Below are 16225 nucleotides of genomic sequence, written 5' to 3'. Positions count from 1 at the left end.
GATTGGGCAACGTTTTCCCCTCATCCGACCCTTCGGGCCACCGTCTCCCCGGCGGGCGGAAGAAACAAACGGCAACCTCCCGCATCCCTCAACCAAGCCTTGCATAAATTCGCCAAAACGGCTTTAAAAACAGCTTAGTAATTGGAGAGTCTGTTTGGAAATCCCGTTTCTCATCCTCGCCGTCATCGCAGCCTTCATCTATACGCTGGTCGCAAGCATCCGCAATTCAAGCCGCATCAAGTCGCTGGAGCGTGAGGTTCACGGCCTGAAGCGGCTGATGGCCACAGGGGCGGCCTCTCCTCTTGCCGCACAGGCGGAGGCGGATGCAGCCGCGGAAAACCCGGATTTCAGGGCGGAAGAAGAAAACCGGGCTTTGCCGGAAGACGAGTTCGTCGAAACGGAATATCCGTCCGAAACCGAAGTGGCCGCGGCCATGGCGCCGGCGGAGAACCTTGCCAGCGCGGAAGAGACAAGTGCGCGTTCCACTGAGGCCGCATCCGCGTCAGCCCCGAAGGAAAGCTTCGAAAGTCTGCTGGGCGCACGCTGGGCAGTGTGGGCAGGTGGGCTGGCGCTGGCGCTCGGCGGCATTTTCCTGATCAAATATTCGATCGAGTCTGGGCTCCTGAGCCCGGCCGTGCGGCTTTCGCTCGCCGCCATTTTCGGCCTCGGTCTTGGGCTTGCCGGCGAGGCGATCCGCCGCAAGGCCGTGCCGGGCATCGCTACGACCTATTCCAACGCCATGATACCGGGCGTGCTGACGGCCGCCGGCGCATTGACGCTGTTCGGCGTGGTTTATGCGGCCTACGGCATTTACGACTACATAAGCCCCACCACCGCTTTCATCCTGCTCGGGCTTGTCGCCTTCGCCACTATTGGCCTTTCACTTCTGCATGGGCAGGCGCTTGCCGGTCTTGGCCTTTTGGGCTCTATGCTGACGCCTGCGCTGATCGCCACCGAAACGCCTGATGTATGGGCGCTGTTCATCTTCCTGACGATCTCCTGGCTCGCGACAGCTGCTGCCGCGCGCAGGCAGCGCTGGACCGTGGCTCCCTCGCTTGCCAATGCCGGTCTCGGCCTCTGGGCGCTCGGCTATATCGCCATCGCCGACACGATCAGTGCCGCACCTCCGGTCCTTGCGCTGCTCGTCATGCTTGCGGGTACGATCTTCCTCTGGCCCGGACGCTATTTCGACGCAGCACCTGCGGAAACGGGAGAAACCGTAACTTCCGGGCGGCGCGCCGTTCGCGCCATGCGGCTTTTGCTGCGCCCGTCGCTTGCCATCAATCTCACCGTCTCAATGGCCGTGATCCTGCCGGCATTCAGCTTTCTCGTCATCGGCGCAGGCATCGACCTTCATCCGGCCGTGATTGTCTCAGCGCTCATCGCAGGGCTGGCGGCCCTTGGTGCTTCCCGCCGCAACGCGGTCTGGCCCGCCATTATCGCAGCACTTGGCGCGCAGGCTGCGGTCTCGGTGATGTCTCGCTCCGGGCTCGATTTTATCGGCATCATCAACGATACCTCGATTGCGCTGCCGCCGGTGCGAACCGGCTACATGGCTGAAATCGCCATGGCGCTTGGTCTTGGCGCCATTCTTTTGCTCTGCGGTTTTTCCTTCCTTAAACGCAAGGGCGCGGACGATCCGGATTTCGCCCAGCTCTGGGCGGGGATTGCAGCTCTCTTCCCGGTCTGGCTCGGAACCGCGAGCTTCGTCGAATATGGAAATCTCGGTCGTGACTGGCTGCATGCAGCCTATGGCCTCGGCCTCGGTTTCGTGCTGATCGCCGCTGCCGAATGGCTGCACCGACAAAACAACGAGGCCTATCGCAAGCCGCTCAACATCCTCGTGCTCGGCTCCTTTGCCGCATTCGCGCTAAGCCTGCACACGCTGACTGAGGGGCTTACGACAACCATACTGCTTTCCGTCATCGGTTTCGGTTATGTGCTGGCAACCCGCCAGCGCAACTGGGATGTGCTGCCCTGGGTCATGGCGATTGCAAGCGTCGCCGTTCTCGGCCGCATCGCCTGGGAGCCGACCATCGTCGGGCCGCAAAATCTTGGGCTCACGCCGGTCTTCAACGCGCTTCTGCCGGGTTACGGCATTCCGGCGCTGCTCGCTATCGTCTCCGCCTGGATGCTGCGCGACTGGCCGGGCTTCCGGGCAAAGAACTTCCTGCAGGCCATCGCCAGCCTGATGGGCCTGCTGGCGGTCGCAATCCTCATCCGCCATGCGATGAATGGCGGCACACTGGACGAAAGCGTGCCGACGCTTGGCGAACAGTCGATCTATACGCTGCTGACCATCGGTTTTTCAGGCGTACTGATGACGCTCGATTTGAAGAGCCCCAGCCCCGTCTTCCGTTACGGCTCGATGATTGCAGGCGTTATCGCCGTCATCAACGTGCTGGTGATGCATTTCTTCACGCTGAACCCCTATTTCACCGGCGAAAATACCGGCCGCATCCCGTTCCTCAACCTGCTGCTGATCGGTTACCTGCTGCCGGCGCTTGCCTATGGCGGCCTTGCCTATTACGCACGCGGCAAGCGGCCTGCGGCCTATGTCAGCCTGCTGGCCGTGGCGGGTGCCGCACTTGGCTTTGCCTGGGCCACGCTTTCGGTCCGCCGCTTCTGGCAGGGTGAAAACATTGCCAACTGGAAAGGCTTCCTGCAGGGCGAGACCTACAGCTACTCGGTGGTCTGGCTGTTGATCGGCGTATTGCTGCTCATCGTCGGTTCGCGCTTCAATGCCCGCAGCCTGCGTCTGGCATCCGCCGCCTTCGTGCTGATCTCCGTCGCCAAGGCATTCCTGATCGACATGAGCAATCTTGAGGGCGTGCTGCGGGCGCTGTCCTTCATCGGGCTTGGCGCCGTGCTGATCGGTATCGGTCTGTTCTATCAGAAAATCCTCACCCGGCAGCCGAAGACATGATCCCGGCTGAGGCTTTTGCGCCCTATGCGGCGCTTGCGCAGGACCTGATCCCGCATGCCGCCGATGCGGGTGACGGCTCGCACGATCTTGCCCATATCCACCGCGTCTTCCGCAACGCCATGCGCATCCATGCGGGCGAAGGCGGCGATGGCACGGTGCTTGCGGCCAGCGTGCTTTTGCATGATTGCGTGGCGGTGGAGAAGAACTCGCCGCTTCGCGCGCAGGCCTCACGCCTTGCGGCGGAAAAAGCCTCCGGCATTCTGGCCAGGCTTGGCTGGCGTCAGGCCGATATTGACGCCGCCGCGCATGCCATCACCACACATAGTTTTTCCGCCAATATCGAGCCGCAGACGCTGGAGGCAAAGATCCTTCAGGATGCCGACCGGCTGGACGCCATCGGCATGGTGGGTGCTGCGCGTTGCTTTTATATTGCCGGACGCATGGGTTCGGCGCTCTACGACCCGGCCGATCCGCTGGCAAAGGACCGTCCGCTTGATGATCGCGCCTTTGCCATCGACCATTTCGAAACCAAGCTGTTCAAGCTTGCGGATGGTTTCCGCACCGAAACCGGGCGAGAACTGGCAAAGGCCCGCCATGAGCGGCTGAAACAGGTGCTGGACCTGTTTCTCGACGAAATCTGAGGAGACCTGAATGCGTGTGACCGAACTCAACATCTACCCGCTGAAAAGCGCGCGCGGCATTGTCCTCTCGAAAAGCGATGTTTCGGCGGAAGGCCTGCCGGGCGACCGGCGCGCCATGCTGACCGACCCTTCGGGCCACTTCATCACCCAGCGCGAATTGCCTGATATTGCCACGGTTCTGGCACAGCACGCGGATGGCGGCATGGTGCTTTCGCGGGAAGCAGGTGGCGAGATTTTCGCCAGGCCTTCCGGGCAGCGCATGGATGTGGCCGTGTGGAAATCGATCGTCAGCGCCAATATCGCCGATAGCGAAACCAACGACACATTGTCTGAGTGGCTTGGGCGCGAGGTGAAGCTGGTGTTCTTCGACGACATCGCAAAACGCATCGCGAGCCTTGAATGGACCGGCAACGAAACGCCCGTCACCTTTGCGGACGGTTACCAGATCCTCGTCACCACCACCGCTTCACTTGCAGCCCTAAACGACAATATGCGTGCAAATGGCGAGGACGCCGTTGGCATGGAGCGGTTCCGGCCCAATATCGTGCTGGAAACGGACGAGCCGTGGGCGGAGGATCGCTGGGCGGCGATCGAGATCGGCGGCATCCGTTTCGACCTCGTCAAGCCCTGCGCCCGCTGCATCATGACGACACAGGACCAAATAACCGGCTCCCGCGATGTACCCTCCCCCATGAAGGCCATGGGCCGCATCCGCATGTCCGGCGACCGGCGCGTACCCGGCCCGCTCTTCGGCTGGAATGTCACACCGCGCGGCAAAGGCAGGCTAGCTGTTGGCGATGTGGCAAAGGTAGTCGAGGAACGGCCGGACGGCTGGGCGATCAAGAGGCGTTAAGCTGCCGGGCGATGCATCTCACGATCTCGTATCAAGGCTTCTTCGCACCGACGATCAGGAAAATCGGACGGCGGTCTTCGTGTTTCATCTCCGGCCGCTCCGCCAGCAGGGCGGGATCGGGCCTCGGTTCCGCGAGCCGCGTGATCGCAAAGCCTGAAGTCAGCAGGGCGTTGAGAATGCCTGACACCGTGCGGTGATATTTGACGACATCATCCGCCATCCAGTTGGAATGGCGCACGCCCTCGTTCTGATAGTTATCGAGCGGCCAGTGCAGTATTTCGCCATCTTCGCCGTAGAACCAGTCCTGTTTGTCCAGCGCCGTGAACACGGGATGCTCGATGGAAAAGACAAAGTCGCCGCCGGATTTCAACACGGAGAAAACTCTCGCGAATGCCGCATCGAGGTCGCGGACGTAGTGCAGAGCGAGTGAGCTCAGCACCAGATCGAAGCTTTCCGACGCAAAATCGATGTCCTCGATCGCGGCGCGGCGATATTCGATGCCGGGGCCGCCGTTTATCTCGGCGGCGCGGCGCAGCATATTCTCCGACAGATCGACCCCGACGACATGCGCCGCGCCCTGCTCTACGGCGTGGCGGCAATGCCAGCCAAAACCGCAACCGAGATCAAGAACTGTCTTGTCTTTCAGCGTTGGCAACATGGCGCGCAGCTCATGCCATTCGCCCGCCTGACGCAGTCCCTCCAGAGAGCGTGGCATGGCGCTGTAGCGCTCGAAAAACTGCGGGTCGTCGTAAATATTCTGCTTCATCGTTGCCTCACCTTGCCCGATGGCATTTCACGTGAGTGTCTCATCAATCGCACGAATAGTGCCGTCAAGAAAAGTTGCTAGTGGGGCAGCCTTGCAAAAGATAATATTCCTCTCATCAAAGGGGAATTTTGCGGCACAGCGTCCCACGGGGCGAGGTGCTGCATCGGGAGAGTTTCATGTCGCAAGCCACACGCCAAACCATGCCCTGGGCCATTATCATCGCCGGGTCGCTGATCGCGGTCATGACCTTCGGGCCACGCTCGGCGATGGGCTTTTTCCAGCTACCCATGCTGGCCGATACCGGCTGGGACCGCTCCACCTTCGGGCTTGCCATGGCGTTGCAGAACCTGTTCTGGGGTCTAGGCCAGCCATTCTTCGGCGCCATCGCCGATAAATTCGGCACCGGCCGTGTGCTCGTGCTTTCCGGCTTTCTCTATGCGGCTGGCCTCATCTGCATGTCCTTCGGCACTTCGCCCTTCTGGCTGCATTTCGGTGGTGGCGTGCTTGTCGGGCTTGGCATTGCAGCTGGTTCATTCAGCGTCATTCTTTCGGCCTTCGCGCGGCATGTTACGCCGCAGCAACGCTCGCTTGCCTTCGGCATCGGCACCGCGGCGGGATCGGCGGGCATGTTCCTGTTTGCGCCAATCAGCCAGGGCCTGATTTCCACCTATGGCTGGTCGGACAGTCTCGTCTGGCTTGCCGTGATGATGATGCTGGTGCCACTGCTGGCCTATCCGATGCGTGGCAATTCCTCGTCCGGCAGCCAGTCACAGACGCAATTCAAGCAGACGGCAGGCGAGGCGCTAAGAGAAGCGCTCGGCCACAAGAGCTATCTGCTTTTGACCACCGGCTTTTTCGTCTGCGGTTTTCAGGTGGCCTTCATCACCGCGCATTTTCCGGCCTATCTCGGCGATATCGGCATCGAACCCCGCTATGCGGTCATCGCCATGGCGCTGATCGGCTTCTTTAACATCATCGGATCGCTGGCCGCCGGCGTCATTGCCCAGCGTTACTCGAAACCCTATCTGCTAGCCTATATCTATATCGCCCGCTCAATCGCCGTCACGGCTTTCCTGCTTCTGCCGCAAACGCCGCTTTCGGTCATCATCTTCGCGGCCGTGATGGGCATCCTGTGGCTTTCCACCGTGCCGCCGACCAATGCGTTGGTGGCGATCATGTTCGGCACGCGCCATCTCGGCATGCTGGGTGGCGTCGTATTCCTGTCGCATCAGATCGGCTCGTTCCTCGGTGTCTGGCTCGGCGGCTTCCTTTACGACAAGCTCGGCTCCTACGATCTCGTCTGGTGGCTCGGCGTCGGCATGGGGATTTTTGCGGCCATCGTGCATTGGCCTATTCAGGAACGACCCGCACCTCGGCCAGCAATGGCCTGAGGCTATACCGCCTTATCGAGCGCAGGCAGCACCGCCTTGCGCTCCAGTGCCTTCAACGCCGCCTGCACGAAACCGTCGCGGGCGGCGTTTTCATTGAGGCCGCGTGGATCATAGACATGGCGGTTGAGGAAATGGGCGGTGAGGCGGAAGGCGGCCGCGAGGCTGTCGCGATCGGCGGCCTTCGACTGACCTTCGCTCAGGAAAGCGGGAAGCGAAAGCATACGCGCCGCATAGGGCGCTCCCGCCGTACTACAGACCGCCCTGCCCGTTTTGGGCGATACATAGATGAGATCGGTGCGCAGGCCCGTTGCCGCGCATTCCGTTAGATCGAGACCGAAACCGAGATCGTTCAGCACCGCCAGCTCGAACCGTACGAACAATTCGCCAGCATCAACAGGATCGTGGAGATTATCGAGAATGACGTCGAGCGCCTGATAGAGATGCGGATGCGGGTCACGCTCCGGCAGAAGCCGCAGCAGCGCGCCCATGGCCTGCACGCCATACACGGCGGTTGCCGTTTCCATCAGTTGCGCCGCCCGCAACTGCAAAGGCTCAATGCGGAATTCGCCGAGATGGTCGTCAAGCCGCGCCCGCCAGATCACATCCACCCGGTTTCCCGCCTGCAGCACCGGCTGCATGCTGCGGGAGCGCCCGCCGCGCACCATCCCCAGATGGCGGCCGCGCAAGCGGGTCATCACCTCGGCGATGACGCTGGTCTCGCCATGACGCTTTACGCCGAGAATGATTGCCTCGTCCTGCCACTGCATGAAATCTGTCCGAATTCCGATTCAAGCCCGATCATAACCGATCTGACGGCGAAACGTTATTCTTTTACGGTGTCACGCGCCGCAGCAACGAGCGTTGTCACGAAATCGGCGATTTCGTTTTCACCGAAAGGCTTGCCCAGCAGGGGCGCATGCACGAGATCTTCGGGAAAACCACTCGTGTCGCCATAACCGCTGACGAAACCGAAGGGAATTCCGTGATCGCGCAGGTGGCGGGCAAAATCGTAACTCTTGCCGTCGGAAAGGCTGACGTCGAGAAGCACGCAATCGGCGCCATCCCGCCCTAATGCGTCCTGTGCCTGCGCAAGTGTCGTCGCAATCGTGATGGTTTCAACGCCGATGGACTGGAGAACCGCCTCGACGTCAAGCGCCACCAGATATTCATCTTCAACGATGATGCAGCGTTGTGGCACCATGTTTCTTCTTCTTTCAACGTGAAGGGAACCAGACGGATTTGCGCCGCTGTCGCCAATGTGATTTTCAAGCGCCATGTCGACAGAGTTCGCAAATTACGGACCCAACGTCATTTAAAAAAGACATGTCGAAAAAAGATCAGATGAAGGGTCTTGGCCGCTTTTCATCGTTTTGCCAACCGGCAACATGGCTCAGTCCGGCATCGTCCAGCACCAGACAGCCCTTGTCCGTCCAGCGAATCAGACCGCGATCGACAAGCTTTCTCAAGGTCTTGTTGGTGTGGACGATGGAGAGGCCAAGCGTATCGGCAACGTGCTGCTGGGTTACAGGGATCGGCGTTTCACCCTGCACGAGATTAACCGCCTTTGCCTTGCTGTAAAGAAACGCGATGAGGTAGGCAGCACGCTCGATTGCTGTGCGCCGGCCGATGCTGAGCAAGTGGTTGTCGAGCATGCGCTCCTCGCTTGCTGCAATCCACGTCAGGTCATAGGCAAGGGTCGGATGATCGGTGAAGAGGTTGTTGAGCCGCGAGCGCTCGAAGACACACAGTGTCACAGGCGACAGCGCCTCCACCGAATGCTGCATTTCCCCCATGACCGTGCCCTGCAGGCCGACGAGATCGCCTGGCATGACATAATTGAGGATCTGCCGCCTGCCGTCTTCCAGTGTTTTATAACGGAAAGCCCAGCCTTGAAGGACAGTGTAGAGATGGGCGCTGTGCGACCCTTCCATCAAAATGACGGAACCGCTTTCGACCGCCAGTTCCCCTGTCTTGAAACGGGAGACGAAATCCAGTTCGGAAGAGGAAAAGTCCCTGAAATGCGGCAGGTCGCGCAAGGGACAGTGCTGACACGGGGTGGTGGAAATTCCGTTCGGTTTTTTTGGCGACATGAATATCCATCATCGAAAAAAAGGTTGCGCCCAATCGTTTTGGAACAACCCACCCGAATGCATTCGGTTCCCGATAAAAGGTTGAAGATATTCAGAATGTTCGTTGTGTGTCGTTCCGTTTCCGGCCGGCACATCCACATTCCTGTGCATGTCACAGGAATGTGGATGTGCCGGATGTGCCTTATCCCCGCGGAAATTCCAGGCCCATTTCGCGGAAACGTTCGGGGTCGTCGCCCCAGTTTTCGCGAACCTTGACGAACAGGAAGAGGTGGACCGGCTGTTCGAGGATTTCAGACAGTTCCTTGCGCGAGGCGGTGGAGATCGCCTTGATCGCGTCGCCGTTCTTGCCGAGAGCGATCTTCTTCTGGCTGTCGCGCTCGACATAGATCACCTGCTCGATGCGCACGGAGCCGTCCTTGCGCTCTTCCCACTTCTCCGTCTCGACATGCGAGGCGTAAGGAAGCTCCTGATGCAGACGCAGGAACAGCTTTTCGCGGGTGATTTCGGCGGCGAGCTGGCGCATCGGCAGATCGGAAATCTGGTCTTCCGGATAATACCAAGGACCTTCCGGCAGGGTATCGACCAGATAATCCATCAGGTCTTCGCAGCCCGAGCCGTTGGTGGCCGAAATCATGAAGGTCCGGTCGAAGGTCACGTGCTCATTGGCGGCGGCAGCAAGCTTCAGCAGGTCTTCGCGCTTCACCTGGTCGATCTTGTTAAGGCAGAGGATTTTCTTCTGCGGAACATCTTTCAGCCCCTCGAGAATCGCTTCCGCATCACCCTTCAGGCCGCGTTCGCTGTCGATCAGCAGCAGGATGAGATCCGCATCCTTCGCTCCGCCCCAGGCCGAAGTGACCATGGCGCGGTCGAGCCTGCGGCGCGGCTTGAAGATGCCGGGCGTGTCCATGAAAACAATCTGCGCATTTTTGTGAATGGCGATGCCGCGCATAACGGCGCGCGTCGTCTGTACCTTGTGGCTGACGATCGAAACTTTTGCACCCACCAGCCTGTTGACCAGCGTCGACTTGCCGGCATTGGTCGGGCCGATGAGGGCCACAAAGCCGGAGCGGGTCGGAAGGGCGATGTCTTCGCCGGCATTGGCGGGGTTTTCGTGATCGGTCATGATATCCATTCAAGGTCTGAGGTATTCAACATGCGGCCACAAGGCTCGCCATGCGCTCGATTTTAGCGCCACTATCTTTCGGGCGCTCAGTTCTAGGTGGAGCTTTTCTGCCAGACGCCTTCGCGTTCCAGCAATCTGGTTGCTGCCACCTGTTCGGCTGCGCGCTTGGAACGCTCGACGCCGGTTTCCGGCTTCACGCCGGGAATTTCCACCGTCACGGTGAAGCTGGGATCGTGATCCGGTCCGGAGCGATCGTCAACCCGATAAGCGGGCGTAACCGCAAATCTGGCATGCGCCCATTCCTGCAATTCAGTCTTGGCATCGCGGCGTCCGGCATCTACGCGCGTTGCGCGGCCCTGCCAGTATTTCAGAATGAACTTGCGGGATGCTTCCAGACCACCATCCAGATAGAGAGTGGCGATCAGGCTTTCGACCACATCGGCGCGCACGTTCAGCATCGCCTTGCCGGTCAGCTTCTTCACATCCGATCCGGTGCGAATGAAATTATGCAGGCCCATTTCGTCGCCGATAGCGGCGCAGGATTCGGCGCTGACAAGCTGGTTGAGGCGAACCGAAAGCTCACCTTCGCTGGCGTTGCGGAAGGTGGAGAACAACAGCTCGGCAACACAAAGGCCGAGAACGCGGTCGCCCAAAAACTCCAGCCGCTCGTAATTGCCCGCTGCAGCGGAACGGGCACTCGCATGGGTCAAGGCCCGGTCGAGCCGGGCCTTTTCCTTGAATTCATATCCGATCAACGCTTCGAGACGGGAAATCTCCGCAATCGACAGCGGCTTGGTCTTGCTCATCCCACAACCTTGAAGAGACGGTCCCAGCGCATGTTGGACGGCCAGTCCCAAATGCGGCTGAACGGCGTGTCATTGCCCAGCGAGAAGAAGATGACGCTGGCGCGGCCGATCAGGTTTTCTTCCGGCACGAAACCGACGTCGAAACGGCTGTCGAGCGAGTTGTCGCGATTATCGCCCATCATGAAATAATGGCCTTCCGGCACCAGGAATTCGCGGGTGTTGTCGCCGCGCGAATCGGGCGACTGGTCGAGCGTGTCGAAGGTGACGCCATTATCTAGCGTTTCGCGGAACACCGGTACATTGGCGCCCGGATCGGCACGATAATCGGAGGTGAAGGTGCCATCAGGCTGCTTCGGAACCGGCTGGCCGTTGATGAACAGCACGCCGTTCGTCACCTGAATGCGGTCACCCGGCAAGCCGACGAGACGCTTGATGTAATCGACTTCAGGATTGGGCGGCAGGCGGAAGACCACGACATCGCCGCGCTTGGGCTTGCTGAATTCGAGGATACGGCCGGAAAACAGGTTCGGCGAAAAGGGCAGCGAATATTTCGAATAGCCGTAGGAGAACTTGTTGACGAAAAGATAGTCGCCTACCAGCAGCGTCGGCATCATCGAACCTGAAGGGATCGTGAAGGGCTGAAACAGCACGGTGCGGATGACCATGGCCAGCAGCAGCGCCTGAATGATGACCTTGACGTTTTCCCAGAGGGCGTTCTGCTTCTTTTCAGCTTTTTCGGACACTTAAAGACCTGCCTGATTGTTTACCGGTTCCTGCGATTTGACGGAGGCGTCCGGGCCGTTGTTGCTCGCGACTGCGGCGGGGTGAAGCAATTTTTCACGCAGCCAGCGACGCTTTCATATTTCTGCGACTTCTCTAGAACCTTTCCAGCCGGAAGGGAAGCGCTTCTGTCATACGCCTGCAAATAGGCCGCCAATGCGGCAGCCGCCGGTCTCAGTCGCTCACGGGAAGCGCCTCGATAATCACAAATGCCTGAGCGTAAGGGTAATCGTCCGTGATGGTCAGATGGATATTGGCGCGGTGACCGGCGGGCAGCATGGCCGCCAGCCTTTCTGCGGCACCGTTGGTGAGCGCCATGGTCGGCTTGCCGCCCGGCAGATTGACGACCCCCATGTCCTTCCAGAAAACGCCGTTCGCAAGGCCGGTTCCGAGCGCCTTTGAACAGGCTTCCTTGGCGGCGAAACGCTTGGCGTAGGATGCCGCGCGGTTCTTGCGGCCATCGGACTTGGCGCGCTCGATATCGGTGAAACAGCGGTGCGTGAAACGTTCACCGAAACGGGTGAGCGAATGTTCGACGCGGCGGATATCGATCAGGTCGCTGCCCAATCCAAGGATCATTTCAACATCTCCAGAGACGCGTTTTTATTGGCGGCGCGATGCGCGAGATTTTCCATCTTGCGGCGCTGGAAACCGCTGATGAGGCTATAGACGGTGATATAGGCGATCACCGCGCTCACGGCCGCGGGCAGAAGCGCACCGACGGTCATGGGTTCCAGCACCGGCCTCCATATCTGTCGGAATTCGAGGTGGCTGAACAGCGCAACGAAATCCACATGCGCACCCCCCGCCTCCTTCTGTCGTCCGAGCAGGAAATGCCCCAGTTCCCAGGTGGACGCCCAGATGAACGGAAATGTCAGGGGATTGGCGAAGGTGGTGCCGAGTGCTGCCGCAACCAGATTGACGCGCATGAGGAAACCGAGCGCCATGGCGATAATGATATGCACGCCGAGAAACGGTGTCCACGCCACGCCGATACCGAGCGCGACACCGGCGGCAATCGAATGCGGAGACGCAGACAACCGCAGGAGACGCAGCTTCATATAGCGCAGCGAACGGGTAAAACCCGTGCGCGGCCAAAAGAGGTCACGAATCTTCTCTGAAAAACCAACGGGTTCACGGCGGCGAAACGGCATGAGGGCAGTCTATTTCATCGCCCCGGCTGAGCCAAGAGCATCGTATACGACACGGGGATTTCTTTTGCAGGCATATTTTCCCCGTCATTCCGGCCGTTAGCTGGAATTCCGCCCACGCCACGGGGCACAACCGAGTATACGAACCTTGCCGAACACTCTGACCTCATCCTCAGGCTTGTCCCGAGGATTTGCAAACGATTGATTGAATGAAGGTTATCAGATCCCTGGGACGAGCCAAGGATGACGTCGAGGAAACAAGCACCTCTCGCCGTCAAATTTGTTTCAAAAGCAGCGTGTCCTATCATTTAGACCGGACAACGGTACACGCCCGTTAGTAACGCGCATTCACACAGCCTTACGAGACACGAGAAGGAGCTGACCGACAACGGCCACCCACCTTCCAAGTCCCATACGCATGGCGAACGGCTGCCATGCGCTGAGTGCATTACCGGCGGAACAGGCCGCGGTCGATTTCGCGCTGGCGGAACTCGAGGTCGACATTCGACACGGAGCCGCTGAGATATTCGAATTCGCGTTCCTGGGTCGTCTTGCCACGAACTGCACGGGCGATCTTGCGAAGCGGAGTAAACATGATTTCATGTCCTTTCAGTTTGGAAATGGCGTTTCTCATCGGGGTAGGACCACCGGCACGCCGCGTTTTCCGTTTTCAATTTCTGAAAGGAAGATAGTCGCAAACCACATGCGCGACCAGAGACAGTAAAAGGCCGCTGCCATGCACTGAATGCATAACAGCGGCCTTTTGGAATGTGCGAATGATCAAAAATGCCTCAATCGAAGGCACGTTTGACCGTGGATACGCAATCGAGGTCTTTCAGCTGCGACAGCAGCTGGTTGAGTTGCCGTAAATCCCAGACTTCGACATCCAGCGCCAGTTCGGAGAAATCCGTGCCGATGCGGACCATATTCAGGGCGCGTATGTTGACATCCAGCGTCGCGATTGATTGCGCCACGGAGGCGAGCGTGCCGGGTTCGTTCAGCGCGTTGATCATCACCCGCGCCATGAAGCGCGACTTGTTCGCCTCATCAAGATCCCAGCGGACATCAATCCAGCGCTCCGGCTCATCGTCGAAACGCTGCAGCGCCGGCGCCTGAATGGGATAGATGGTGATGCCCTTGCCTTTTTCCATGATGCCGACGATGCGATCACCCGGAACGGCGCCGGCGGCACCAAAATGCACATCGACATTGCCGGAAAGGCCACGGATGGGCAGCGGGTCCGGTCCATCGAGCATTTCGGCTGCGCCATCGTCTTCCAGAACGGAGCGCGACTTTCCGGGGATCTTGAAGACCATACCGGAAGCGCTGCGCATGTTGAACCAGCCGTCGTCGCCGGTCATCTTCACAGTCACGCGCTCGTCCTGATAATCCGGATAGACTGCACGCAGCACGTCGAGCGAGGAGACCTCGCCGCGCCCGACGGCGGCGATAGCGTCTTCCACATCCTTCTGCGCCAGACGATGCAGCACGGGTTTTAGCGCGTCACGCGAGAAGGCCTTGCCGGCACGTTCGAAAGTGCGCTCCAGAATACGGTAACCGAGACCCGAATATTGCTTGCGAATGGCCATGCGCGTGGCGCGGCGGATGGCCGAGCGGGCCTTGCCCGTCACCACCACCTCTTCCCATGCAGCGGGCGGAACCTGCACGCCGGAGCGGATGATCTCCACCTCGTCGCCGTTGTTGAGCCGGGTCACAAGCGGCATGATCCGGCCGTTGATCTTGGCGCCAACTGTGGTGTCGCCGATATTGGTGTGCACCGCATAGGCGAAATCGATGGGCGTCGCGCCACGCGGCAGCGCAATCAGCTTGCCCTTGGGTGTGAAGCAGAACACCTGGTCCTGGAACAGTTCCAGCTTGGTATGTTCGAGGAATTCTTCCGGGCTGTCGCCTTCTGCCAGCGATTCGATGGTGTGGCGCAGCCAGGAATAGGCGTTGCTCTCCGGCGAGAGCAGATCGCCCTCCCCGTTTTCGCCGTCCTTATAGAGCGCATGGGCGGCAATGCCGAATTCGGCGATTTCGTGCATGCGCTTGGTGCGCAGCTGCAACTCAATACGCTGGCGCGAAGGGCCAACGATCGTGGTGTGGATGGAACGATAGTCGTTCTGCTTCGGCGTGGAGATATAGTCCTTGAAGCGACCGGGTACCACGCGCCAGCGGGTGTGGACGATGCCGAGCGCGCGGTAACAGGAGGGAATATCGTCCACCAGAATGCGGAAGCCGTAGACGTCGGACAGCTGCTCGAAAGAGAGCGATTTCGACTGCATCTTGCGGAACACCGAATAGGGCTTCTTCTGACGCCCCTTGACGCTGGCGCCGAGAAGGCCATTCGCCACGAGTAGCTCGCGCAGCTCGTCCTCGATCTTCTTGATGAGCCCTTCGTTGCGTGTTTCCAGTTCCTGAAGGCGGTTGGTCACCGTCTCATAGGCTTCCGGATTGAGGTAACGGAAGGACAGGTCCTCCAGCTCGTCGCGCATGTCCTGCATGCCCATGCGGCCGGCGAGCGGCGCATAGATTTCCATGGTTTCTTCGGAAATGCGGCTGCGTTTGTCCGCCGGCATATATTCCATGGTGCGCATGTTGTGCAGGCGGTCGGCCAGCTTCACCAGAAGAACGCGCACGTCGTCGGAAATGGCAAGCAGCAGCTTGCGCAGGTTTTCGGCCTGCTTGGCCTTGCGCGTGACGAGATCGAGTTTCTTGAGCTTGGTCAGCCCCTCCACCAGTCTGCCGATATCCTCACCGAACAGCTCGTCGATTTCAGCGCGGGTAGCGGTGGTGTCCTCGATCGTATCGTGCAGCAGCGCCACCGCGATGGTCGATTCGTCGAGATGCATTTCCGTCAGGATGGCGGCAACTTCCAGCGGATGCGAGATATAGGGGTCGCCATTGGCGCGCTTTTGCTGGCCATGTTTCTGCATTGCATAAACATAGGCCTTGTTCAGCAGGGCCTCATTCGCATCCGGTTTATATTTTTGAACCCGCTCAACGAGTTCGTATTGCCGCATCATGCGATATTCCACAAAAAGAAAGCGCGCCAACCTTGGGGTCGGCGCACAATGCTGCATCAATAGGGATCAGATTATGACGGCAAATATTGACAGACGGTAACCACCGCCTGCCAATGGCGTCATAAAGTCAGATCAATAGTCGTCATTTTTTTCCGGCGGCACAAGGCCTTCGATACCGGCCAGCAGTTCTTCTTCCGACATCTGGTCGAAAGTAACGGTTTCCGGCTGGTCGTCCTCTTCGCCATCGGCAGTAGCGGAGGCTGCCAGCGTAACCGGATCGGGCTCGGGCTCGTCCACTTCCACATGCTTCTGCAGCGAATGGATGAGGTCTTCCTTGAGGTCGTCGGGCGAAAGCATCTCGTCGGCGATTTCGCGCAGAGCGACGACCGGGTTCTTGTCGTTATCGCGGTCAACCGTGATGGACGAGCCCTGGGAAATCTGGCGCGCACGGTGGCTGGCGAGAAGGACCAGCTCAAAACGGTTGTCTACTTTATCAATGCAATCTTCAACTGTGACGCGGGCCATTGCCTGTCCTTTGCGAGTCGTAATGTCGTGGATCAGAGCGCCGTGCTTTCTTGAGGATGCACAAGGGATGCTCTAACCTATTGAATCTGCGCTTCGTGCCTTGCGAAAAACGCTTTGGATTCCTCGCGACGAAGCCTTCCAGCTTCC

16 protein-coding genes are annotated in these 16225 nt (G+C 59.4%); 4 read left to right on the top strand and 12 right to left on the bottom strand.

The window, feature by feature from the left end; translation table 11 throughout:
• Positions 1–154 precede the first annotated feature (154 nt).
• Genes AB4Z23_RS04660 through AB4Z23_RS04650 form a run of 3 tightly spaced genes read left to right on the top strand, consistent with a single transcriptional unit; the run spans position 155 to position 4420 of the window.
• Entirely contained in the window at positions 155–2926 is a 2772-nt protein-coding gene (locus AB4Z23_RS04660) for a DUF2339 domain-containing protein (RefSeq protein WP_441360009.1), read from the top strand.
• Entirely contained in the window at positions 2923–3567 is a 645-nt protein-coding gene (locus tag AB4Z23_RS04655) for an HD domain-containing protein (RefSeq protein ID WP_112289734.1), read from the top strand. Before AB4Z23_RS04660 ends, AB4Z23_RS04655 begins: the two co-directional genes overlap by 4 nt.
• A gap of 10 nt (positions 3568–3577) precedes the next feature.
• Complete coding sequence (locus tag AB4Z23_RS04650; RefSeq protein ID WP_038490464.1) at positions 3578–4420, top strand: MOSC domain-containing protein; 843 nt, start codon at positions 3578–3580, stop codon at positions 4418–4420.
• A gap of 31 nt (positions 4421–4451) precedes the next feature.
• Here AB4Z23_RS04650 and AB4Z23_RS04645 read toward each other — a convergent pair whose 3' ends face one another.
• On the bottom strand, positions 4452–5186 hold the full coding sequence (locus tag AB4Z23_RS04645; protein ID WP_112289732.1) for a class I SAM-dependent methyltransferase: 735 nt from the start codon (positions 5184–5186) through the stop codon (positions 4452–4454).
• Positions 5187–5362: 176 nt separating this feature from the next.
• Between AB4Z23_RS04645 and AB4Z23_RS04640 the strand changes: the two genes are divergently transcribed.
• Positions 5363–6577, top strand: a complete 1215-nt coding sequence (locus tag AB4Z23_RS04640; protein WP_112289729.1) for an MFS transporter — start codon at positions 5363–5365, stop codon at positions 6575–6577.
• Positions 6578–6579: 2 nt separating this feature from the next.
• Here the strand turns inward: AB4Z23_RS04640 and recO are convergent, their stop codons facing one another.
• From recO to rpoZ, 11 genes are all read right to left on the bottom strand, one after another.
• Positions 6580–7344, bottom strand: a complete 765-nt coding sequence (gene recO, locus AB4Z23_RS04635; RefSeq protein ID WP_025592903.1) for a DNA repair protein RecO — start codon at positions 7342–7344, stop codon at positions 6580–6582.
• A 56-nt stretch (positions 7345–7400) separates the two neighbouring features.
• A complete protein-coding gene (locus tag AB4Z23_RS04630; protein WP_025592901.1) occupies positions 7401–7778 on the bottom strand; it encodes a response regulator in 378 nt (125 codons plus the stop codon).
• Between the two features lie 136 nt (positions 7779–7914).
• Positions 7915–8667 (bottom strand): Crp/Fnr family transcriptional regulator, encoded by a 753-nt coding sequence (locus tag AB4Z23_RS04625; protein ID WP_003512249.1) that lies wholly within the window; start codon positions 8665–8667, stop codon positions 7915–7917.
• A gap of 181 nt (positions 8668–8848) precedes the next feature.
• Positions 8849–9799: a GTPase Era gene (gene era / locus AB4Z23_RS04620; RefSeq protein ID WP_162633689.1), complete on the bottom strand. Its 951-nt coding sequence runs from the start codon at positions 9797–9799 to the stop codon at positions 8849–8851.
• Between the two features lie 83 nt (positions 9800–9882).
• The gene (gene rnc / locus AB4Z23_RS04615; RefSeq protein WP_003512245.1) at positions 9883–10596 is read right to left on the bottom strand and encodes a ribonuclease III; all 714 of its coding nucleotides are present in this window, start codon (positions 10594–10596) and stop codon (positions 9883–9885) included.
• Complete coding sequence (gene lepB / locus AB4Z23_RS04610) at positions 10593–11339, bottom strand: signal peptidase I (RefSeq protein ID WP_003512243.1); 747 nt, start codon at positions 11337–11339, stop codon at positions 10593–10595. The genes rnc and lepB overlap by 4 nt, the downstream gene beginning before the upstream one ends.
• 211 nt (positions 11340–11550) lie before the next feature.
• Positions 11551–11955 (bottom strand): holo-ACP synthase, encoded by a 405-nt coding sequence (gene acpS, locus AB4Z23_RS04605; RefSeq protein WP_003512241.1) that lies wholly within the window; start codon positions 11953–11955, stop codon positions 11551–11553.
• The gene (locus AB4Z23_RS04600) at positions 11952–12530 is read right to left on the bottom strand and encodes a DUF2062 domain-containing protein (RefSeq protein WP_065661184.1); all 579 of its coding nucleotides are present in this window, start codon (positions 12528–12530) and stop codon (positions 11952–11954) included. The genes acpS and AB4Z23_RS04600 overlap by 4 nt, the downstream gene beginning before the upstream one ends.
• A gap of 445 nt (positions 12531–12975) precedes the next feature.
• Entirely contained in the window at positions 12976–13122 is a 147-nt protein-coding gene (locus AB4Z23_RS04595) for a hypothetical protein (RefSeq protein WP_003496944.1), read from the bottom strand.
• 196 nt (positions 13123–13318) lie between these two features.
• Positions 13319–15553 (bottom strand): RelA/SpoT family protein, encoded by a 2235-nt coding sequence (locus AB4Z23_RS04590; RefSeq protein WP_003512236.1) that lies wholly within the window; start codon positions 15551–15553, stop codon positions 13319–13321.
• A 132-nt stretch (positions 15554–15685) separates the two neighbouring features.
• Positions 15686–16078: a DNA-directed RNA polymerase subunit omega gene (gene rpoZ, locus AB4Z23_RS04585; RefSeq protein ID WP_003512234.1), complete on the bottom strand. Its 393-nt coding sequence runs from the start codon at positions 16076–16078 to the stop codon at positions 15686–15688.
• Between the last annotated feature and the right edge of the window lie 147 nt (positions 16079–16225).

Origin of the sequence: Agrobacterium sp. MCAB5 (assembly GCF_052114365.1) — a bacterium.
Lineage (GTDB): Bacteria > Pseudomonadota > Alphaproteobacteria > Rhizobiales > Rhizobiaceae > Agrobacterium > Agrobacterium tumefaciens.
This window is presented reverse-complemented; position numbering and strand designations above follow the sequence as displayed.